20 protein-coding genes, 4 tRNA genes and 1 pseudogene are annotated in these 19954 nt (G+C 67.0%); 3 read left to right on the forward strand and 22 right to left on the reverse strand.

Going from position 1 to position 19954, the window contains the following annotated elements; translation table 11 throughout:
* Positions 1 to 242: 242 nt before the first annotated feature.
* Both rclC and ACW175_RS13420 read right to left on the reverse strand, forming a co-directional pair.
* Positions 243 to 833 carry a reactive chlorine resistance membrane protein RclC gene (gene rclC / locus ACW175_RS13415; RefSeq protein ID WP_492100566.1) on the reverse strand — a complete coding sequence of 197 codons (591 nt, stop codon included), beginning with the start codon at positions 831 to 833 and terminating at the stop codon, positions 243 to 245.
* Positions 830 to 1183, reverse strand: a complete 354-nt coding sequence (locus ACW175_RS13420; RefSeq protein ID WP_492100567.1) for a carboxymuconolactone decarboxylase family protein — start codon at positions 1181 to 1183, stop codon at positions 830 to 832. The genes rclC and ACW175_RS13420 overlap by 4 nt, the downstream gene beginning before the upstream one ends.
* A 108-nt stretch (positions 1184 to 1291) precedes the next feature.
* Here ACW175_RS13420 and ACW175_RS13425 point away from each other — a divergent pair, with 108 nt between their 5' ends.
* Positions 1292 to 2215: an AraC family transcriptional regulator gene (locus ACW175_RS13425; RefSeq protein WP_492100568.1), complete on the forward strand. Its 924-nt coding sequence runs from the start codon at positions 1292 to 1294 to the stop codon at positions 2213 to 2215.
* Between the two features lie 121 nt (positions 2216 to 2336).
* Here the strand turns inward: ACW175_RS13425 and ACW175_RS13430 are convergent, their stop codons facing one another.
* The 15 genes and pseudogenes from ACW175_RS13430 to ACW175_RS13500 all read right to left on the reverse strand — a co-directional run bounded on the left by ACW175_RS13430 (position 2337) and on the right by ACW175_RS13500 (position 12166).
* Entirely contained in the window at positions 2337 to 2561 is a 225-nt protein-coding gene (locus ACW175_RS13430; RefSeq protein WP_492100569.1) for a DUF2274 domain-containing protein, read from the reverse strand.
* A pseudogene (locus tag ACW175_RS13435) lies at positions 2558 to 2725 on the reverse strand (TrbI/VirB10 family protein); the annotation flags it as partial. The pseudogene ACW175_RS13435 and the gene ACW175_RS13430, both read right to left, overlap by 4 nt.
* A 103-nt stretch (positions 2726 to 2828) precedes the next feature.
* Positions 2829 to 2905, reverse strand: a tRNA-Arg gene (locus ACW175_RS13440).
* 26 nt (positions 2906 to 2931) lie between these two features.
* Positions 2932 to 3237, reverse strand: coding sequence for an ETC complex I subunit (locus ACW175_RS13445; RefSeq protein WP_125158123.1), 306 nt, complete (start codon positions 3235 to 3237; stop codon positions 2932 to 2934).
* A 40-nt stretch (positions 3238 to 3277) separates the two neighbouring features.
* Positions 3278 to 3354: transfer RNA gene (locus tag ACW175_RS13450), tRNA-Pro, on the reverse strand.
* A 65-nt stretch (positions 3355 to 3419) separates the two neighbouring features.
* Positions 3420 to 3896, reverse strand: coding sequence for a DUF192 domain-containing protein (locus tag ACW175_RS13455; RefSeq protein WP_492100570.1), 477 nt, complete (start codon positions 3894 to 3896; stop codon positions 3420 to 3422).
* 87 nt (positions 3897 to 3983) lie between these two features.
* Entirely contained in the window at positions 3984 to 4574 is a 591-nt protein-coding gene (gene cspD, locus ACW175_RS13460) for a stationary phase survival cold shock domain protein CspD (RefSeq protein ID WP_492100571.1), read from the reverse strand.
* Between the two features lie 172 nt (positions 4575 to 4746).
* A tRNA-Glu gene (locus tag ACW175_RS13465) sits at positions 4747 to 4821 on the reverse strand.
* A 54-nt stretch (positions 4822 to 4875) separates the two neighbouring features.
* Positions 4876 to 4950, reverse strand: a tRNA-Glu gene (locus tag ACW175_RS13470).
* A gap of 101 nt (positions 4951 to 5051) precedes the next feature.
* On the reverse strand, positions 5052 to 6881 hold the full coding sequence (gene recJ / locus ACW175_RS13475) for a single-stranded-DNA-specific exonuclease RecJ (protein ID WP_492104961.1): 1830 nt from the start codon (positions 6879 to 6881) through the stop codon (positions 5052 to 5054).
* A 124-nt stretch (positions 6882 to 7005) separates the two neighbouring features.
* The gene (locus ACW175_RS13480; protein ID WP_492100572.1) at positions 7006 to 7983 is read right to left on the reverse strand and encodes a class 1 fructose-bisphosphatase; all 978 of its coding nucleotides are present in this window, start codon (positions 7981 to 7983) and stop codon (positions 7006 to 7008) included.
* A 63-nt stretch (positions 7984 to 8046) separates the two neighbouring features.
* Positions 8047 to 9000, reverse strand: coding sequence for a class II fructose-bisphosphatase (gene glpX, locus ACW175_RS13485; protein ID WP_099578860.1), 954 nt, complete (start codon positions 8998 to 9000; stop codon positions 8047 to 8049).
* A gap of 76 nt (positions 9001 to 9076) precedes the next feature.
* The gene (locus tag ACW175_RS13490) at positions 9077 to 10366 is read right to left on the reverse strand and encodes a homoserine dehydrogenase (protein WP_492100573.1); all 1290 of its coding nucleotides are present in this window, start codon (positions 10364 to 10366) and stop codon (positions 9077 to 9079) included.
* 29 nt (positions 10367 to 10395) lie between these two features.
* On the reverse strand, positions 10396 to 11616 hold the full coding sequence (locus tag ACW175_RS13495) for an LL-diaminopimelate aminotransferase (RefSeq protein WP_099578864.1): 1221 nt from the start codon (positions 11614 to 11616) through the stop codon (positions 10396 to 10398).
* Positions 11617 to 11725: 109 nt separating this feature from the next.
* Positions 11726 to 12166 (reverse strand): hypothetical protein, encoded by a 441-nt coding sequence (locus ACW175_RS13500; RefSeq protein ID WP_099578866.1) that lies wholly within the window; start codon positions 12164 to 12166, stop codon positions 11726 to 11728.
* 82 nt (positions 12167 to 12248) lie between these two features.
* On the opposite strand from ACW175_RS13500, the gene ACW175_RS13505 reads away from it, so the two are divergent.
* Together ACW175_RS13505 and ACW175_RS13510 are read left to right on the forward strand one after the other, a co-directional pair.
* Positions 12249 to 14261, forward strand: a complete 2013-nt coding sequence (locus tag ACW175_RS13505; protein ID WP_492100574.1) for a class I poly(R)-hydroxyalkanoic acid synthase — start codon at positions 12249 to 12251, stop codon at positions 14259 to 14261.
* A 99-nt stretch (positions 14262 to 14360) separates the two neighbouring features.
* Positions 14361 to 14993 carry a DUF1287 domain-containing protein gene (locus ACW175_RS13510; RefSeq protein WP_492100575.1) on the forward strand — a complete coding sequence of 211 codons (633 nt, stop codon included), beginning with the start codon at positions 14361 to 14363 and terminating at the stop codon, positions 14991 to 14993.
* A 9-nt stretch (positions 14994 to 15002) separates the two neighbouring features.
* Here ACW175_RS13510 and argC read toward each other — a convergent pair whose 3' ends face one another.
* The 5 genes from argC to ACW175_RS13535 form a co-directional block, all read right to left on the reverse strand.
* Positions 15003 to 15956 (reverse strand): N-acetyl-gamma-glutamyl-phosphate reductase, encoded by a 954-nt coding sequence (gene argC, locus ACW175_RS13515; protein ID WP_492100576.1) that lies wholly within the window; start codon positions 15954 to 15956, stop codon positions 15003 to 15005.
* A 153-nt stretch (positions 15957 to 16109) separates the two neighbouring features.
* Positions 16110 to 16583: a 30S ribosomal protein S9 gene (gene rpsI / locus ACW175_RS13520; RefSeq protein ID WP_125158114.1), complete on the reverse strand. Its 474-nt coding sequence runs from the start codon at positions 16581 to 16583 to the stop codon at positions 16110 to 16112.
* Positions 16584 to 16586: 3 nt separating this feature from the next.
* The gene (rplM, locus tag ACW175_RS13525; protein ID WP_099578870.1) at positions 16587 to 17060 is read right to left on the reverse strand and encodes a 50S ribosomal protein L13; all 474 of its coding nucleotides are present in this window, start codon (positions 17058 to 17060) and stop codon (positions 16587 to 16589) included.
* Positions 17061 to 17284: 224 nt separating this feature from the next.
* On the reverse strand, positions 17285 to 18829 hold the full coding sequence (locus tag ACW175_RS13530; RefSeq protein WP_492100577.1) for an alkaline phosphatase: 1545 nt from the start codon (positions 18827 to 18829) through the stop codon (positions 17285 to 17287).
* 82 nt (positions 18830 to 18911) lie between these two features.
* Positions 18912 to 19943 carry a COX15/CtaA family protein gene (locus tag ACW175_RS13535; protein WP_492100578.1) on the reverse strand — a complete coding sequence of 344 codons (1032 nt, stop codon included), beginning with the start codon at positions 19941 to 19943 and terminating at the stop codon, positions 18912 to 18914.
* Positions 19944 to 19954 lie beyond the last annotated feature (11 nt).

The raw sequence follows: 19954 nt of genomic DNA on the forward strand, positions 1-19954 counted from the left end.
GTCTGGCGCGGGCCTAGCCGCTGCCCTCGCGCCAGACATGGCACGGTCGCTTCGACGACCGACAGCCTCTCGCGCCGGGGTCAAGGGCGTCTCGCAAGCGGGCGCACAACTCATCGACGCGCCGGCCAAGACCTGCATTGGCCTTGGCCGGCGTCTCGACACCCCGCCGAGCACCCGGCTTTGCGGGCCGCCGCGGCGCCAGGCGCCTAACGCGAAAGCGTCTTTCCGCTGTTGCAGAACACCTAAGCGCCGCCTTCCTGATTGAGCGTCAGAAGACGCCGCGCTGTATCGGCCAGGACTAGCCAGGCGCCGGCCATGATGGCCGTATCCTTCAGCACCAACCGGCCCGCGCCCGACAGAAACGGAAAGCCGTGCTGAGCGTCGCCCAGGGCCGGAACCCAGGCCTCCGGTGTGGTGATCAGGAACGACAGGGTGACCACCGGCGTCAGGAAGGCCAGGCCCGCGCCGACAAAGCCCAGCCGCCTGGAAAACAGGCCCGCCAGGGTCAGGCCGCCGATGACGAGCTCGACCGCACCCAGGCCGTTCGAGAAGCCATAGGTGTTGTTGGCCGCCTGCCAGGCCCGTTCGGCCGGCTTCAACTGGCCCTCGTGGGTCAGGTGCGGTTTGTACTGATCGGGGTGCTCGTAGAAGAACGACATGACGGGGCTGTTGGCCACGAACGGCGTGATGCTGTCGGCCTCGTAGGGCGCGAACTTCAGCGCCCCGATCCACAGGAAGATCACGGCGATGGCGATCTTCATCGCGCCGATACCGACGCGATGCGATCGGGAGCCGGCGATGACGCCGAGCCCCTGACGAACGAGCGCCCTCACGAGGCGGCCTTCACGGCTTCGGAGAACGCGTCGAGCGCGCGGGTCGTGTAGACGAGGCTGGCCCCGGCGCCGATGGCCACCGCCACGCCCAGCGCCTCGGCGATCTCGTCCTTCGACGCGCCCAGCTTGCGGGCTTCCTCGGCATGGACGGTGATACAGCCGTCGCAGCGCAGCGAAACCGCCGCCGCCAGCGCGATCAGCTCGCGAGTCTTGGCGTCCAAGAGATTGGTCTTGCCGCCGGCCTGGCTGAGGGCGACATAGCCCTGCACCGTTCCCGGGCTGAGCTTGCCGACTTCGCCGACGCCAGCGCCGATCTGCTTGCGATATCCATTCCAGTCATGCATGGCCATGGGGGCCTCCTCTTGCTGTGACGGAAAGCTAAGCTCGGCCGGCTCCCGGGTTGATGCCCGCGCGGCGCGTCCTTATGACCGTGCGGATCATTCGGGCGGAGATCCTCGATGAGCGACGCCTTGAGCGACCTGGCCTTGCTGCTGCGGGTTCGGCCCGAGCTGGAGGACTACTGCCGGTTCGGCGGTGACTGGCGCGTGACGCATGAGGCCACGCCCGCCGCGCAGTTCCACATCGTCGCCAAGGGTCAGGCGGCGATCGAACGCCCTGGCCGCGAGACCCTGCTGCTGAGCGCCGGCGACATCCTGCTCCTGCCACACGGCGACGCCCACGTCCTGCGCCCGCGGATCACCGCCGACCAGGCCACGCGGCCTGTCTCAACCCGCTACCACAACGCCATCCGCATCAAGGAGACCGGCGACGCCGCGCCCGACACCGAGCTGATCTGCGGCCTCCTGCACTTCGAGGCCTCGGCCGCGCAGCTGCCGGTCTCGGCCCTGCCGGACGTCATCGTGCTGCGCGCGGGCCAGGACGCCTCGCAGCCGCGGTTCGCCGGCCTCGTCGCCGCCATGCATGACGAGATCGACCAGGCCCGTCCCGGCGCGCTGGCCATCGCCACGGATCTAGCCAGCGCCCTCTTCGTGATGTTCCTGCGCGCCCATCTCGACGCCGATCCGCCGGCCGAGGGGCTCCTGGCCTTGCTCGCCCAGCGCTCCACGGCGGCCGCCACGCTCGCCATGCTGAGAGATCCCGCCACAGACTGGAGCCTGGACGCCCTGGCCGAGCTTTCGGCGACCTCGCGCGCCACTCTGGTGCGGCGGTTTCGCGACACCGCCGGCCAGTCGCCGCTAGGACTCCTGAGCGAACTGCGACTGAACCTCGGCCGCCAGCGCCTCGAACGGGGTGACCAGCCAATCGCCCGCATCGCCGTCGGCCTGGGCTATCAATCCGAAAGCGCCTTCAGCCGCGCCATCCATCGCCGCTTTGGCGTACGGCCAGGGGCGTTGCGCCAAAAGGGGCTGAACGCCTCCTGACGAGAAATCTTCGACCAAGCGGTCTTTCAGGAGCTTCACCGGCCCTGACGGGTGACGGCAAGCGCTTTGCCGGGTGAGACTGGAACCCCGCCCGCCACCGCGGGGCTCCCCGCCCCCCACCTCAGTGGCCACGGGACTTGCGGCCGCGCGTGAAGCCGCGATCGCTGTCCATGAACCGGCCAACCATCGGCACGATCAGCTTGCCGGGCTCGGCGACCTTGGAATTGGTCTCGGCCGCCAGCTGCTTGCCGTATTCGAGGAGGCCCCGGTGCAGGGCCGCCGGCAATTCCACCGTGACCTTCACGGGGGTGTCGTCCTCGATGGGACCCAGTTTCAGCTTGCTCATCGGCGGCGCTCCGCGGCGTAGGGTTCAAGGACGAGATCGCGGGTCAGCAGCACGCGTAGCGGCGCGCCGGGGTGAAGAGTCAGGGTCGGGGTCAGGGACAGGCCGCGACCGACGATCTGCTGACCCACATCGCTGGCCTTCTGGCTCGCGCCCCGACGCACCGCGCGGCGCGCCTCGAAGTCCGCACTTCCCGCCCAGCTTCACGAGTCATACGAGTGGAAGGGAAACTTTGAGAACGTGCGAGAACGTCCAGAAATCAAAAAGAACTGGCGCGCCCTGCTGGATTCGAACCAGCGACCGCTCGCTTAGAAGGCGAGTGCTCTATCCAGCTGAGCTAAGGGCGCGCGGGCCGGCCTAGTCCGCGAGAGTCCTAGTGGGTCCAGGGCTGCTTGCGGTTGGCGGCGAAGTTGTCGGCATAGGCCTTGATGATCCGCTTGGGCGTCTTCGGCTCGAAGAGCTGGAAGGCGATCTCGTGGCGCTGGGCGTAGGCCACCGCCTCGTCGCGCGTCTCGAAGGTCAGGCGGATCTGGCCGTTCATGTCGCTGGACGTGGTCCAGCCCATCAGCGGGTCGGGCTTGCGGGCCGAGGCCGGTTCGAACTCCAGCACCCAGTCCTTGGTCTTGGCCTTGCCGGACTGCATGGCGTTCTTGGCGGGGCGATAGATGCGGGCCAGCATGGACCTCTCCCAGAGTACCTTACCGAGAATACCTTGCCGATGGTCGGAGCGGCAGGATTTGAACCTGCGACATCCTGGTCCCAAACCAGGCGCGCTACCAGACTGCGCTACGCTCCGAAACATCGGCAGGCGCGTGCTCTACAGGGGTTCGAAGCGCGGATCAACGATCCGAACGCCTCAATTCACCCCTTCGGGAAGATTCGATGCAGCACCCGGTCGCCGGGCAGGATCCCCAGCTGCGCCGCGCGACCGCCAGCCAGCTCCAGAACGCCCAGCACCAGGCCGCCCGAGGCCAGCGGAGTTTCGTCGTGCGGACGAGCGTTGCGAGCGATCGACAGGATCTTGCCGCTCGGCGCGATATAGATGATGTCGAGCGGAATCAGGGTGTTCTTCATCCAGTAGGCCACGCGCTGGGGCCTGGCGTAGGTGAAGAGCATCCCGTGGTCGGGCGCCAGGCTCTTGCGGAACATCAGCCCCCGCTCCTGCTGGGCGCGGGTTGCGGCGATCTCGACCTGGAAGCTCTGGCGGCCGCGCAGGGTGACGATCTCGACCGCCTCCAGCTTGCCGCTTGCCGACTTGCCTTGAGGCGCGGCCCAGGCGTTGACGCCCGCGCCGACGCCAAGCATCAGCCCGGCCAGCAGCGCCCGCCTTCCGATCATCCGTTCCGCCACGCATCACCTCGGTGAAAGCCAATCTCCACGGAGACTAGCCTTCCCCCCGAGGCGGCGAAAGCGAGGCGGCGAAAGTCAGGCGTCGCCGGCGGTGATTTCCGCGACCACCAGGCCTTTGGGCCCGCGCGCGAACCGCACCAGGACGTCGTCGCCCGGCTGCAGGTCCTCCAGCCCCCCTCGACGCAGCGTCTCTATATGCACGAAGATGTCGCCCGGCTCGGCGTCACGAATGACAAAGCCGTAGCCCTTGGTGCGGTTGAACCACTTGACCTTGGCGTGCTCGGCCGGCCCCTCGGGCTCCAGGGCGTGACGCCCATGGCCTTCCCGCATCGGATCGCGGCGCGGCGGCCCCTCGGCGAACGTCCGTCTCTGCCGCTCGAGCGGCGCGGCGGCGCCGCTTTCGTCAAGATTGACGACCTCGCACACTTGCCAGCCTTTCGGCCTTCGCACCACGTCACACACGATCACCGCCCCCTCCATGGCGGTTTCGCGGCCGCAGTTACGCAGCGATGTCACATGTAGAAGCACGTCCTTGAGCCCGGTCTGGCCCGGATCATCCGGTACGATGAACCCGTAACCCTTGCCGGCGTCGAACCACTTCACCTTGCCGCTGATGCGCACGAACTCTTCGTGCGCCGCAGCGTCCTCAAAATCGAAACCAGACATCCCACCCCTCTGGCTCGCCCAATCAGCCCATCGGAGCGAGCACTACAAGAACAGTGTTCTCGCGTGAGGAGAGCCGTCAATGACGAATTCACGTCAAAACGGCGCGCAAAGGCGATCCGCGACATTTCGTCGCAGATACATCATAGAAACAATTCTGAAATACAGCTGAAGGTGGCAGTCCCTAGGGGAGTCGAACCCCTCTCTCCAGATTGAAAATCTGGCGTCCTAACCGATAGACGAAGGGACCACGTCGCCGCAAAAGCGGAACACAGCCTATATATAACCTATATAACCTCGCGGGTGGCAGTCCCTAGGGGAGTCGAACCCCTCTCTCCAGATTGAAAATCTGGCGTCCTAACCGATAGACGAAGGGACCACGGCCCCGCGAGGAAGCGGGTGTATAGCCGCGACCTTGGGGGTGCGCAAGCGGGCGAAAGTCATTTTTTCGGTCCACCCACAACGCCCGCGGCAAGGCGGCTAATCCGAGTACCTCGCGCGAGGATCATGAGCGTCCTCGATCTCGAGTTGGACGCCGTTGCGGCCCATGTAATCGTCCGGCTTCAGCTTGCCGACAACATCCAGCGCGCCGCCGCCGGCCAGCAAACGCTGGCCGAGCGGCGTCTCGGCGCTGCGCCAGCTGATGGCCTTGATACGGTCGCCGGTCGGACCGACGAGGTCCATGCGGACATGCCCCCCCTTCAGGGCCGAGACGCGGTCGGGACGGACCTGGGTGAGCGCGAACATCGGCTCTGGATTGCCGGGTCCGAACGGCGCCAGACGCTGGAAGTCGTCGAGCAGCGCCCGATTCGCCGCGCGCGGCTGCACCAGGGCGTCGATCTCGACCGATTCTATACCCACGGCCTCCATCTCCCCGGCCAAACGCTCCTCCAGGAAGGCGCGGAACTCGGGAATCATCTCGGGACGGATCGACAGGCCCGCCGCCATGGCGTGGCCGCCGCCGGCCATCAGCAGGCCGGCCTCGAAGGCGGCCTGGATGGCGCGGCCCAGGTTGACGCCGGGCTGCGAGCGGCCAGAGCCCTTGCCGACATTGGCGGCGCGGTCGATGCCGATGACCACCACAGGCTTGCGATAGCGCTCGCGCAGGCGACCGGCGACGATGCCGATGACGCCCGGATGCCAGTCCTCACCGGCCACCACGATGACCGGCGCGTCGGTGTTGAAATTGCCGCGCTCCAGCATGGCGGCGGCCTCTTCAACCACGGCGGCCTCGACGGCCTTGCGCTCGGTGTTTAGGCCATCCAGCTCCTCGGCCAGGGCGGCGGCCTCAAGCGGATCGTCGGTCGAAAGCAGCATGGCGCCCAGGTCCGAACGCCCGATGCGGCCACCGGCGTTGATACGCGGCCCCAGGATAAAGCCGGCGTGAAATACCGATGGCTCGCCCGAGCCCTTGCCCACCTCGAACAAGGCCTTCAGCCCCGGATTGGCCCAGGCGCCCATGGTCCGCAGACCCAGCGCCGTCAGGGCGCGGTTGAAGCCGACCAGTTGGGTGACGTCGCAGACCTCGCCCAGGGCCACCAGATCGAGCCACTGGCGCAGGTCCGGTTGTGGCCGCTCGTCGGTGAACAGGCCGCGCTTGCGGGCCTCGCGGTTCAAGGCGGCCAGCAGCACGAAGGTCACCCCGGCGGCGGCCAGAACCCCCTGCCCGCTCTGGCAGCCCGGACGGTTGGGATTGACCACGGCGGCGGCGGCCGGCGGGTCCTCGCGCATCAGGTGATGGTCGATGACCACGACCTCCAGGCCGATCTCGCCGGCGCTGGCGATAGCGTCATAGGCCGCCGCCCCGCAATCCAGGGTCACGACAAGTTCGGCCCCACCATCGCGGATCGTCTTGAACGCCGCCGGGCTGGGGCCGTAGCCCTCGGTCAGACGGTCGGGAATGTAGATGGGCAGTTCGACGCCCATGTAGCGGAACCAGCGGACCAACTGGGCGGCGCTGGTGGCCCCGTCGACGTCATAGTCGGCGAAGACCATGGTCGGCCGGCCTTGCTCCAGGGCGTCGATCAGGATCTCGGCCGCCCGGTCCATGTCGGTGAAGCTGGACGGATCGGGGAACAGCGCCTTCAGGGTCGGACGCAGATAGTGCTCGGCCTGTTCCAGGGAAACGCCACGCGAGGCCAGGGCCCGGGCCAAAGGCTCGGTCAGGCCGTGTCGCTGCTGGATGTCGCGCACCACGGCCATGTCGGCCGGCCGCTCGCGCCAGGCGCGGCCGCTGAGCGAGCGTTCGACGCCCAGAAACGCGCTGGGCGAAGCGCTGGCGGAAATATCGGTGACACCATCGGCGGGCATCGCTGGACAGTAGCTGGTCACGTGGATTCGGACCATGTGGCGTCGAGACGACAGTCCCGGACGCAGGGAGCCTTTTCTTGGCGCGCGTTGGCCGCCGAAACCGGCGACCACTTTCGGCTATCGCTTAGCCCGCCTGAACCTCGGTGCGTACCGCCTCGACCTCGTTGGCCGAACCCAGCACCACAGGCACGCGCTGGTGCAGCTTGGTCGGCTGGATGTCGAGGATGTCGGTGACGCCCTCGATCGACTTGCCGCCCGCCCGCTCGATCAGCAGGCTCATCGGGTTGGCCTCGTACATCAGGCGCAGCTTGCCGGGTTTGGCCGGCTCGCGGGCGTCCCACGGGTACATGAAGATCCCGCCGCGCATCAGGATGCGGTGGACGTCGGCGACCATCGAGGCCACCCAGCGCATGTTGAAGTTCTTGCCCCGCGGGCCGTCCTTGCCGGCCAGGCAACCGTCGATGTAGCGGCGCACGGGCGGCGCCCAGTGGCGCTGGTTGGACATGTTGATCGCGAACTCGGCCGTGTCGGCCTTGATCGCCAGGTTCGGGTGGGTCAGCAGCCACTGGCCGTCGGCGCTCAGCGTGAAGCCATCGACCCCGCCCGACAGGGTCAGGACCAGCATGGTCTGCGGACCATAGACGGCGTAACCGGCGGCGACCTGGCCACGACCAGCCTGAAGGAAGTCGGCCTCGGTCGGCGCATGGCCAGCCGGCGCGGGCAGCACCGAGAAGATCGTCCCGACCGAGACGTTGACGTCGATATTGCTGGAGCCGTCAAGCGGGTCGAAGGTCACCAGATAGCCGCCGACACGGCCGGTCGGCTCGACCTCTTCCAGTTCTTCCGAGGCCAGGCCAGCGACGGCGGCGCAGGCTTTCAGGGCGTCGCTCAACATGTCGTTGGTGATGACGTCGAGCTTCTTCTGCTCCTCGTCCTGGACGTTGGTGCTGCCGGCCGCGCCAAGGCTGCCCGACAAGGCGCCGGAGGCGACGACGCGGCTGATCTCCGCGCACGTCGCGGCGATCGTCTGGACGACGTCCTTGAGCGCGGCGTCGGCCGGCTCGGCCGCGAGCCGGGCGGCCAGGTCGACAAAGGCAGTCATCTATAATCCTCGAAACCGGAACCAGATCGGCCGCCTCTACACGGCGGCCGTGACAGGAAGATCCTAGACCTTCCGCTTCATGCGGACCTCGCGGACAGTGCCCGTCGAGGAGTTCATCACCAGGGTATGGGTGTGGACGCAGCCATCGCGGAAGACGACGCCGTCCAGCAGTCCGCCGCGGGTCACGCCGGTGGCGGCGAAGATCGCCTCGTCCCGAACGATCTCGTGCAGGTCGTACTTCTTGTCGAGTTCGGTGATGCCCCACTTGGAGGCGCGCGCCCGCTCGTCGTTGTTGCGAAACAGCAGTCGCCCCTGGAACTGGCCGCCGACGCACTTCAGCGCCGCGCAGGCCAGGACGCCTTCCGGCGCGCCGCCCGAGCCCAGATAGAGGTCGATGCCGGTCGAAGGATCGGTGGTGTTGATCACCCCTGCCACGTCGCCGTCCGTGATCAGATGGATGCGGGCGCCGGCGGCGCGGACCTTGGCGATGATGTCGGCGTGACGCGGACGATCCAGCACGCAGACGGTGATCTCGGTCTCGGCCACGCCCTTCGCGTCGGCGATCGCCTTGATGTTCTCGGCTGGCGAGCGATCCAGGTCGATCACCCCGGCGGGCAAGCCCGGGCCGCAGGCGATCTTGTCCATATAGGTGTCGGGCGCGTTCAGCAGCGTCCCCTTCGGCGCCCAGGCCATCACCGTCAAGGCGTTTGGCTGGGCCTTGGCCGCAAGGGTCGTGCCTTCCAGCGGGTCCAGGGCGATGTCGACCTTAGGCCCTTTGCCCGTACCGACCTTCTCGCCAATGTACAGCATCGGCGCTTCGTCCCGCTCGCCTTCGCCGATGACGATCTCGCCGTCGATATCCAGCGTGTTCAAGGCGTTGCGCATCGCGTCGACGGCGGCCTGGTCGGCGGCCATCTCGTCGCCACGACCGAGCATCGTCCACGAGGCGATGGCGGCGGCTTCGGTTACGCGAACGGCGTCCAGGACCAGCGAGCGGTCCAGGGTGTTCGAACTCATCCGTCTCTCCCGACCTCCCGGGACGCGGAAGGCCTTGTTCCCAATGTCGCCTTCGACGCCGAGTTTTCTCGGTCGTCTAGATACGCGCGACGCGCAGAAGGCGGGGACGCTCTAGCACGGTCTCAAGCTTTTCGATGCGGCTAATCGCGTCCAGAAGTTTCGATTCCGGCGTCGCATGGGTAACGAGCACGATCGGCACGCCACCTGCGCCTTCGACAGGCTTTTGCAGGAAGCTGTCGATCGAAACGCCGCATTCGGCCAGGGTTTCGGAGATGGCGGCGATCACGCCCGGCCGGTCCTGGACCATCACGCGCAGATAGGCCTTGCCCACCGCGCGGGCCGGATCGATGGCGATGAACGGGGCCAGGTCGCCGGCCGGAGCCTGGAACACCGGACGCACGGCCTTGGTCATGACGTCGGCGATGTCGGCGGCCACGGCGGCGGCGGTGGGACCCGCGCCCGCGCCGGGCCCCTGGATGAAGATCCGGCCGATGCGCTTGCCCTCGATGAACAGCGCGTTGAGCGCGCCGCCCGCCTGGGCCAGCGGATGCTCCAGCGGGGTCAGCGACGGATGCACCTTCACGGCCACCCCATCATCGGTCTTGGCGGCGCTGGCCACCAGCTTGATGCGATAGCCCAGATCCTTGGCCAGCTTGATGTCGAGCAGTTCGACGTCGCTGATGCCCTCGATCTCGGCGGCCGCGAAGTTCGGGGCGCAGCCAAAGGCCAGGGCGGCCAGGATGCTGATCTTGTGGCCGGCGTCGAAACCGCCGACGTCGGTGGTCGGATCGGCCTCGGCATAGCCAAGACCTTGGGCTTCGCGCAGCACGTCGGCGAACGAGCGACCGGTCTTCTCCATCTCGGTGAGGATGAAGTTGCAGGTGCCGTTGAGGATGCCCGCGACCGAGACCACGTCGTCGCCGACCATGGCCTCGCGCAGCATCTTCACCGCCGGGGTGCCGCCCATCACGGCGGCCTCGAACAGCAGCGGCACGCCCTGGGATTCAGCCAGGGCGGCCAGCTCGGCGCCGTGCACGGCGATCAGGGCCTTGTTGGCCGTGACCACCGGCTTGCCGGCCTTCAGAGCGGTCTCGACGGCGACCTTGGCTGGGCCGTCGGAACCGCCGACCAGTTCGACGAACAGATCGATGTCCGGGGAGCCTGCGAGAGCGACCGGATCATCGAACCAGGCCAGATTCGAGATGTCGACCGTGCGCGCGCGCGACTTGTTGCGGGCCGAAACGGCGGTGATCACCGCCCGATCGCCGGCCGGCGCGAAATCCGGGCGCTCGGCCAGGAACTGCAGCAGGCCGCCGCCGACGGTGCCCAGGCCCGCGACGCCGATGCGCCAGGTCTTCTTCGTCATCTTCGAATCCTTGGAGGCAGAACCAGCCCTCAGGCCTGTTCCATCTTGTTGTGGGCCTTGGCCAGGATGGAGTCGGCGTTGGCGATGAATTTCTTCACGTTGCGCGCGGCCTGGCGGATGCGGTGCTCGTTCTCGACCAGACCGATCCGCACATAGCCCTCGCCGTATTCGCCAAAGCCGATGCCGGGGGCGACGGCGACGCCGGCCTCCTCGATGAGCAGGCGCGAGAACAGCATCGAGCCCGCTTCGCGATAGGCCTCGGGGATCTTGGCCCAGGCGAACATCGAGGCCGGCGGATTGGGGATGTCCCAGCCGGCGCCCTTCATCGACTTGATCAGGGTGTCGCGACGGCTCTTGTAGATCCCGCGGATCTCGTCGACGCAGTCTTGCGGGCCGTTCAGCGCCGCGGCCGCGGCCACCTGCACCGGCGTATAGGCGCCGTAGTCGAGATACGACTTCACCCGGGCGAGCGCCGCGCAGATGCGGGCGTTGCCGACAACCATGCCCACGCGCCAGCCGGCCATGGCGTAGGTCTTCGACAGCGAATTGACCTCGACCGCGATGTCCTTGGCCCCGTCGACCTGCAGGATCGACGGCGGCGGGTTGTTGTCGAAATAGATCTCGCCGTAGGCCACGTCGCTGATCACCAGCAGATCGTGCTTCTTCGCCAGGGCGACGGCGTCCTTATAGAAGTCGAGATCCACCCACTGGGCGGTCGGGTTCGACGGATAGGACAGGATCAGCACGGAGGGCGGCGGCACCGAGTGCTTCACCGCGCGGCTGATGTTGGAGAGGTACTCCTCGGGGGACAGGGCCGGTACGTGACGGATGATGCCGCCGGCCATGATGAAGCCGAAGGCGTGGATCGGATAGGCCGGGTTCGGGCAGATGATCACGTCGCCCGGACCGGTCAGGGCCTGGGCCAGGTTGGCGAAGCCTTCCTTCGACCCGAGCGTGGCGATCACTTCGGTGTCGGGGTTCAGCTTGACGCCGAAGCGACGGCCGTAATAGCCGGCCATGGCCTTGCGCAGGCCGGGTATGCCCTTGGAGGCCGAATAGCGGCCCGCCTTGGGGTCGCGCGCCGTCTCGATCAGCTTGTCGACGATATGCTGGGGCGTGGGCATGTCCGGATTGCCCATGCCGAAGTCAATGATGTCGGTCCCCTCGGCGCGGAGGCGCGCCTTGATCTTGTTGACCTCTTCGAAGACGTACGGCGGCAGGCGGCGGATACGGTGAAAATCGGTGCTCATGAGGGCTCTGTGCGCCGCTTCGGCGCTCTGGGAGCTGAAAGTCGGGCATGGATAGACCCCGAGCGGGGCCGCGCCAAGCCAGTTCAAGGAAGATTATGCCTCCGTCGCCCTATTTGGGCTGGGACGGAGGCGCGCTAGCTCGGCCGCGTGCGTCACGGGCGAAGGCTTCGGTGGCCGCGCGGTCGGCGTCGGTCGGGGCTTCAAAGGCCGGCGGCTTGGCGTCGCGACGGGCCTTGGACGCGTAGGTTTCGCTGTCCTTGAGTTCCCAGGTGCTGGGCGCGGTGGCGGCGGTCAGGGCATCGCCGGCGCGTTGCTGCTGCACCACCGCCGCGCGGACCTGGTCGGCGGTCGGCACGTCTGTGGGGATCGCCGGGATGTCCGAGAACTTGCGGCGCTCGCCCTTGGCCTTGGCCGCGGCGGTGGCGCGGGCGGCGACCGGCGAGCTGGGATCGACCTTGGCGGTCGAGAACGGCGTCGCGCACGCGGCTACGCCGGCCGTCAGGCCGACGATCAGAGCGACACTTACGATTTTGCGGGTTTCGCCGTTCATTGGTTCTGGTCTTATGCGATGATCGCGACGAGCGAAAGGCGTTCGACGCCGCTTTTCGCGAACACAACAGGCGGAGGAACTCATGGCCACGGCGAAGGCGGCTCCCAAGGCCCGGAAGAAGGCTTCTTCCAAGGACGAGACCGCCGAAACGAAGGCCAAGGCCGCGCCGAAGACCGTCAAGGCGAAGGCCGAGGCGAAGAAACCAGAACCGCCGCCGAAGACCGAATCGGCTGGCAAGGCGTCTGGCGCCTTCCAGCGCGGCCCCCAAGGCGGCCACACGCCCCCGCCCTTCCCGCCATTCGAGAACGTGCTCTCCGCCGACCAGCTGAAGATGGTCGAGACCCTGTCGGCCAACCTGGCCCGCGCCGCCGTCACCGCCCAGGGCGCGATCGCCGAGGCCGCCCTGAGGCAGGCCGACCGTCCGGCGGCCCTGACCCCGGATCCGTTCCATGTCGCTCCGGCCCTGAACGAGGTGATGACCCGCCTGGCCGCCCAACCCGACCGCCTGATGCGGGCTCAGGCAGATCTGTTCAGCCAGTACATGGATCTCTGGCAGTCGACCGCCCGCCGCGCCGCCGGCGAAGCCGTCTCCCCCGTGGTCGCCCCGGCCGCCGGCGACAAACGCTTCAACGACCCGGACTGGGCCTCCAACCCGATGTTCGACCTGATGAAGCAGTCCTACCTGCTGTCATCGAACTGGCTGAACGGCCTGATCGCCGAGGTCGAGGGCGTCGAGCCGGGCGCCAAGCGCCGGGTCGAGTTCTTCACCAAGATGCTGACCGACGCCTTCTCGCCGTCGAACTTCCTGATCTCCAACCCCGCCGCCCTGCGCGAGGTAGTCCAGACCCAGGGCCAGAGCCTGGTGCGCGGCATGGAGAACTTCGCCGCCGACCTGGAGCGCGGCGGCGGCCAGCTGGCGATCAGCCAGACGGATCTGGCCAAGTTCAAGGTCGGCGAGAACGTCGCCACCGCCCCCGGCAAGGTCGTCTATCAGAACGACATCCTGCAGCTGCTACAGTTCGATCCGACCACGGAAACGGTCCGCGAGATCCCGCTGCTGATCTTCCCGCCGTGGATCAACAAGTTCTACATCATGGATCTGCGGCCCGAGAACTCGATGATCCGCTGGCTGACCGGCCAGGGCTTCACGGTATTCGTCGCCTCGTGGGTCAATCCGGACCAGACGCTCGCCGCCAAGACCTTCGAGGACTACATGTTCGAAGGCATCTACGACGCCACTCAGCAGGTCATGACCCAGTGCGGCGTCGACCGCGTCAACACCGTCGGCTACTGCATAGGCGGCACCCTGCTGTCGGTCGCCCTGGCCCACATGGCCGCGCGCGGCGACAAGCGGATCAATTCGGCCACCTTCTTCGCCGCCCAGCAGGACTTCGCCGAGGCCGGCGACCTTCTGCTGTTCACCAATGAAGAGTGGCTGCAGTCGATCGAGCAGCAGATGGACCAGGCCGGCGGCTTCCTGCCCAGCCAGTCGATGGCCGACACCTTCAACGCCCTGCGCGGCAACGACCTGATCTGGTCGTTCTTCGTCAGCAACTATCTGATGGGCAAGGAGCCACGGCCGTTCGACCTGCTGTTCTGGAACGCCGACCAGACGCGGATGCCCAAAGCCCTGCACCTGTTCTATCTGCGCAATTTCTACAAGGACAACGCCCTGACCACCGGCAAGCTGTCGCTGGGCGGCGAGCATCTGGACCTCTCGAAGGTCAAGATTCCGATCTACGTGCAATCGTCCAAGGACGACCACATCGCGCCCTATCGCAGCGTCTATCGCGGGGCGAAGGCGTTCGGCGGCCCGGTGACCTTCACCATGGCTGGCTCGGGCCACATCGCCGGGGTCATCAACCACCCGGACGCCAAGAAGTACCAGCACTGGACCAACGAAAGCCTGCCCGGCGATGTCGGTGAATGGATCGCTGGCGCGCAAGAGCATCCAGGCTCGTGGTGGCCGCACTGGTCAGCCTGGCTGAAGTCTCGCTCGGGCGACCAGGTCCCGGCTCGCGACCCCGCCAAGGGCAAGCTGAAGCCGCTTGAGGATGCGCCGGGGTCGTTCGTACTGGTCCGGTCGAGCGACTAAATTCAAAATTGCAGGCGCTCGCGCTTTGATTGTCCGCAAAGGCCTGCAAGACCCATGTTCGCCCAAATGCCGCCCCGATCGTGGCGGAGCTTCCGCGCCATGCTCACGCTTGATCGCAGAACTGTTCTTGGAATGGCCATAGCCGCGCCCTTCGCGGCCATGGGCGGCCCCAGCCGCGCCGTGATCCCGGACTCCGGGCGCAAGCTGGCCGCGGCCGCTCGCCAGCAGGTCGGGATCACGGTCGACTACGATCCCAGCTACCGAAACATCGGCTATCCGAACGGCGACGTACTGCGCACCAGCGGCGTTTGCTCCGACGTGCTCGTCCGCGCCGCCCGCGACGCCTGGGACATCGACCTGCAACAGCGGGTGCACGAAGACATGCTCAAGGCCTTTTCGGCCTATCCGTCACGCCGCGAGTGGGGCCTGTCCAAGCCAGACGCCAATATCGATCACCGGCGGGTGCTGAACCTGGAGACCTTCCTGGCGCGGCAAGGCGCCAGCCTGGCCCTGCCCGCCCGGCGGCCGTTCGGCGGCGACGGCTTCGACGCGCCGCGCCCCGGCGACGTCCTGACCTGGAGGCTCTCCGGGGGGCGGCCGCACCTTGGCGTCGTGGTCGAGGGCCCCCAGCACGTACGGGTGGCGCACAATATCGGCGAGGGCGTCCGCGAAGAACCCCTCTGGATGTTCAAGCTGCACAAGCCCGCCGGACATTACCGCTGGCGGGTCTGAAGTCGGGCCTTAGAGGCCCGCGTCTTCCTTCAGGCCAAGGGCGATATTCATGTTCTGAACGGCCGCGCCCGAAGCGCCCTTGCCCAGATTGTCCAGCAGCGCCACCAGACGCGCCTGGCCGCTGCTGTCCGAGCCGAACACGAACAGCTTCAGGCGATTGGTGCCGTTCAGGCCTTCCGGGTCCAGGGTTGTCAGGCTCTTGGCTTCGTCGAGCGAGGCGACCTCCACGAACGGCTCGCCCTTGTAGTGCTTCGCCAGCACGCTGTGGATGTCGCCCAGCGACGGCGCGCCGTTCAAGGTCGAGAAATGCAGCGGCATCTCGACGATCATGCCCTGGAGATAGCGGCCCACGGCCGGCATGAAGATCGGACGGCTCAGCAGGCCGCCGTGCATCTGCATTTCCGGCACGTGCTTGTGGCCCATCGACAGGCCGTAGATCCGGTAAGGGACCTTGGTGAAGTTTGCGGCGCTCTCGTCCTCGAACTCGGCGATCATGGCCTTGCCGCCGCCGCTGTAGCCCGAGACGGCGTTGTACGAGACTGGCAGCTCCGGCGGCAGGACGCCGGCGCTGACCAGCGGCCGCGTCAGGGCGATGGCGCCGGTCGGATAACAGCCCGGGTTTGAGATACGCTTGGCCTTGGCGATCTTGCCGCGCTGTTCCTTGTCCAGCTCGGCGAAGCCGTAGGTCCAGCCCTCGGCGGTGCGATAGGCGGTCGAGGCGTCGATGATCACCGTGTTCGGGTTGATGACCAGCGCCACGGCTTCCTTGGCCGCGTCGTCGGGCAGGCACAGGATCACGGCGTCGGCGCTGTTCAGCATCTCGGCGCGGGCGTCCGCGTCCTTGCGCTTTTCAGGATCGATGGAAAGCAGTTGCAGGTCGGTGCGGCCGATCAGGCGCTCGCGGATCTGCAGGCCGGTGGTGCCGGCTTCGCCGTCGATGAAGACCTTGGGCGCGCTCGCCATGCTGCTACTCCTCGATCTGGACAGGGGCGTCCAGTCTTTCAACGTCGTGTGACGGATGTCGTGGCGGGCCGTGATCGACCCAAGAGGAAGTCCAAAAGAAAAAGGGCGCTTCGGATGACCGAAGCGCCCTCTTCCAAACGCGTGCGACCGCGCTTAGCGCTTCGAGAACTGGAAGCTGCGGCGGGCCTTGGCCTTGCCGTACTTCTTACGCTCGACGACGCGGCTGTCGCGGGTCAGGAAGCCGTGCGGCTTCAGGACCGGGCGCAGGCCGGGTTCGTAGTAGGTCAGGGCCTTGGACAGGCCGTGACGGATGGCGCCGGCCTGACCCGACAGACCCGAGCCTTCGACGGTCACGATGACGTCGAATTGGCCCAGACGATCGGTCACTTCCAGCGGCTGGGCGATCATCATGCGCAACACCGGACGCGCGAAGTAAACTTCCTGGTCGCGGCCGTTGATGGTGATGGAACCCTTGCCCGGCTTGATCCAGACGCGAGCGATCGCGTTCTTGCGCTTGCCGGTCGCGTACGAGCGGCCTTGGGCGTCGATCTTCGGTTCGGCCGGAGCGGCAGCTTCCGGGTTGCTGGACAGGCTGGCCAGCGCTTCAAAGCCTTGTGCGTCGGTCATGGCTTAGAGGCTCCGGGTGTTCTTGGCGTTGCGGGCCGCGAAGTCGATGACTTCGGGGCTTTGCGCTTGGTGCGGGTGCTCGCCGTTGTTGTAGATGAGCAGGTGCGTCAGCTGCTTGCGAGCCAGCGGGCTCTCCTTCGGCAGCATGCGCTCGACGGCCTTTTCCAGAACGCGTTCCGGGAACTTGCCGCCCAGCACCTTGCGCGGGGTGGTCGACTTGACGCCGCCCGGGTGACCGGTGTGGCGGTAGTAAACCTTGTCGTCCATCTTCTTGCCGGTGAACTTCACCTTGTCGGCGTTGATGACGACGACGAAGTCACCGCAATCGACGTGCGGGGTGTAGTCGGGACGGTGCTTGCCGCGAAGACGCATGGCGATGAACGTCGCCAGACGACCGACAACGGCGTCCTGGGCGTCGACCACGATCCACTTCTTCTCGACCTCGGCCGGCTTCAACGAAGCCGTGATCTTTTGCATGGGATTGATCCGTAATTTCTAGGCGTCCGACCCCGAGAAATCCGGTTTCGTCCGTGTGAGGCGCGGCTAGTACGGGAGGCTTCGCGGACTGTCAACAACAGTGACGCAAAAAACTTATAAACCCAAGCAAAATCAACGCGATAAACGATAAGGTATTATAATACCTTATTAGTGCTCGCGCCGTGGCCTGGCGGCCGCCAGAACCTGACGACCGCCCGCCCGACCTAGAAGCGCCAGGGCTTCTTCTTGGCCTTGGGCGCATCGGCCGTCGCGGCCGTCGCGGGAGCGTCGAAGCCGAAGGCGTGGCGCATGACCTGGAAGATGTAGCTTTCCTCGACGACGCCGCGCAGCAGGAAGGCCTGCGGCCCGTCGGCGAACACGCCGACATCCTCGCCGGCGTGGGCGGCGCTGGGGAGGTTCACGACCGCCTGCTGGTGGTAGTCGACGTCGTCCAGGTCTTCCTTGGCCGGATCGGCCCGGGTGTCGGCGCCAAGCGGACCGCCGGGACCCGTGGCGAACATCAGGGTCGTATAGGTCTTGCCGTCGGCGGCGATGGCGGGTTCGCCCTCATTGCCCGAAACGCCCAGGATCGGGGAATTGCGCGGCGCGTAGCCCGAGATCACCAGGCCGTGGCTGTGGTCGGCGGTGACGACGACCAGGGTGTCCTTCAGGTCGACCTTGGCCAGCACGGCGGCTATGGCCTTGGAGAACTCGACCGTCTCGCTGAGCGTGCGCCTGGCGTTGCCCAGGTGGCTGCCCATGTCGATCTTGCCGCCCTCGACCATCAGGAAGTAGCCGTTCGGGTTCCTGGACAGGACGTCGACCGCCGAGGTCGCCATCTCGGCCAGGGTCGGGACGCCTTGCCCCAGCACCGCGCGCTCGACCTCGTACGGCAGGTGCTCGGGCGCGAAGAGGCCCAGCACGTGCTTGGTGTCGGCCGGGATGGCCTTCAGCTGGTCGACGGTGGTGACATAGGCCGAGCCCGCGCCCTCGGCTTTCAGCCACTCGGCGGTCAGGTCGCGGCCGTCGGCCCGCTTGCCCACGTCCTTGCCATCGGGAAGGAAGCGAGAGCGCCCGCCGCCCATGACCACATCCAGGCGCAGGTTGTCAGGCGCCTCGATCAGTTGGCGGGCGATGTCCTTGCAGCCGGCCTCCAGAGCCTCGACCGGCATGTCCCCGTCGCCTTCCCAGTCGCGATAGGCGGTGTGGGCGTAGGCGCCGGCCGGGGTGGCGTGGGTGACGCGGGTGGTGGTGACGACGCCGGCGGCCTTGCCTCGAGCCTTGGCGAGCTCGGCCAGCGTGTCGACGCCGTTACCCTTCTCGGTCTCGCACTTCTCGCCCAGCGCCGCGCCCGTCAGGCCGATGATCTTGTTGCGGGTCTTCACGCCGGTCATGATCGCCGTGATGCCGGCGGCGCTGTCGGTGACCTGGGTGTCGTGACTGTAGGTCTTGGACAGCGCCGAATAGGACAGCGCCTCGAAGGCCAGCGAATTGGACTCGCCGTCGACGCCCTTCAACTGGCCATCATAGATGCGGCCGGCGGTGACCGTCGAAATGCCCATGCCGTCACCCAGGAACAGGATGACGTTCTTGGCCTTGCCCGTGTTCGGAACCACGGCCATCCGCTTGGCCAACGCGGCCTCGCCGGCCTTGTAATAGGCGTCAGCGGCGCTGACGGCGGCGTTCGGGGTCTCGATAGGCTTCTGAGCGAAAGCGAGAGCGGGAACGGCGACGGACGCGACCAGCGCGAGAACAAGGGGGCGGATCAAGGCCAAGCTCCATGAGGAATCGGCCCGATTTGCGCCTGGCGTGTGACAGTTGTTCGGGGACTCTGCTTCAGCCTCTGAAAATTCAGGGCCTGCGCACCCGCCACGCGAAGATGGTCGCCGTCGCCAGCAGCACGGCCGCTCCCGCCTGGTGCAGCACGCCCAGGACGATCGGCACGCTGGCCATCAGCGTCCAGATCCCCAGGCCCGCCTGCAGGGTGACCACGATCGCCACCGCCAAGGCCACGGCCTTGCTGCCCGCCGCCAGCGGACGGTCGCGCCGCGCCAGGAAGGCGATCGCCAGGCCCGCCGCGAACAAGGCGTAGGCTGTCAAGCGATGGTGCAACTGCACGGCGCCCTGGCTGTGGGCCAACGTGCCCCAGAAGCCCTTGCCAAGATATTCGGCCGGGAAGAAATCGCCGTTCATCAGCGGCCAGTCGTTATAGACGAGGCCGGCGTCATTGCCGGCGACCAGCGCGCCCAGCAGGCTCTGGAAGAACACCGCGCCCAGGAAGGCCAGCGCCCAGCCGCGCCAGGCCGAGCGCTCCTCGACGCGCGGCGAACCGCTCCAGGCGTCCAGCGCGGTCCAGATCAGGGTGACGAACAGGGCCAGCGCCAGCCCCAGGTGGGTCATCAGCCGCTCGGGCGCGACCGAGACCCGCTCGGAAAGACCGCTGGAGACCATCCACCAGCCGACCAGACCTTGCAAACCGCCCAGGCCCAGCATGACGGCGCAGCGCCAGATCAGGCGGCGCGGGATGTCGCGGCGGATCAGGAAGACGACGAACGGGATGGCGAACACCACGCCCACGGTCCGGCCCAGCAAGCGGTGCGCCCATTCCCACCAGAAGATGCCCTTGTACCCTTCCAGGGTCATGTCGGGGTTCACCAGCTGGAACTGGGGTATTTTCTTGTAGAGCTCGAAACTCTCGCGCCAGGCCTGCTCGGACAGAGGCGGCAGCGCGCCCATGATCGGCTTCCACTGGGTGATCGAAAGGCCCGAGTCGGTCAGGCGGGTCGCGCCGCCCACGACGACCATGGCGAACACCATGGCGGCGACGATGAAGAGCCAGATCGCGACGGGGCGCGAACGGTCGGAACGCAGGAAGGACGTCATGGGGTCTGAAA

This window comes from Caulobacter sp. FV1ye6ST (genome assembly GCF_058681225.1).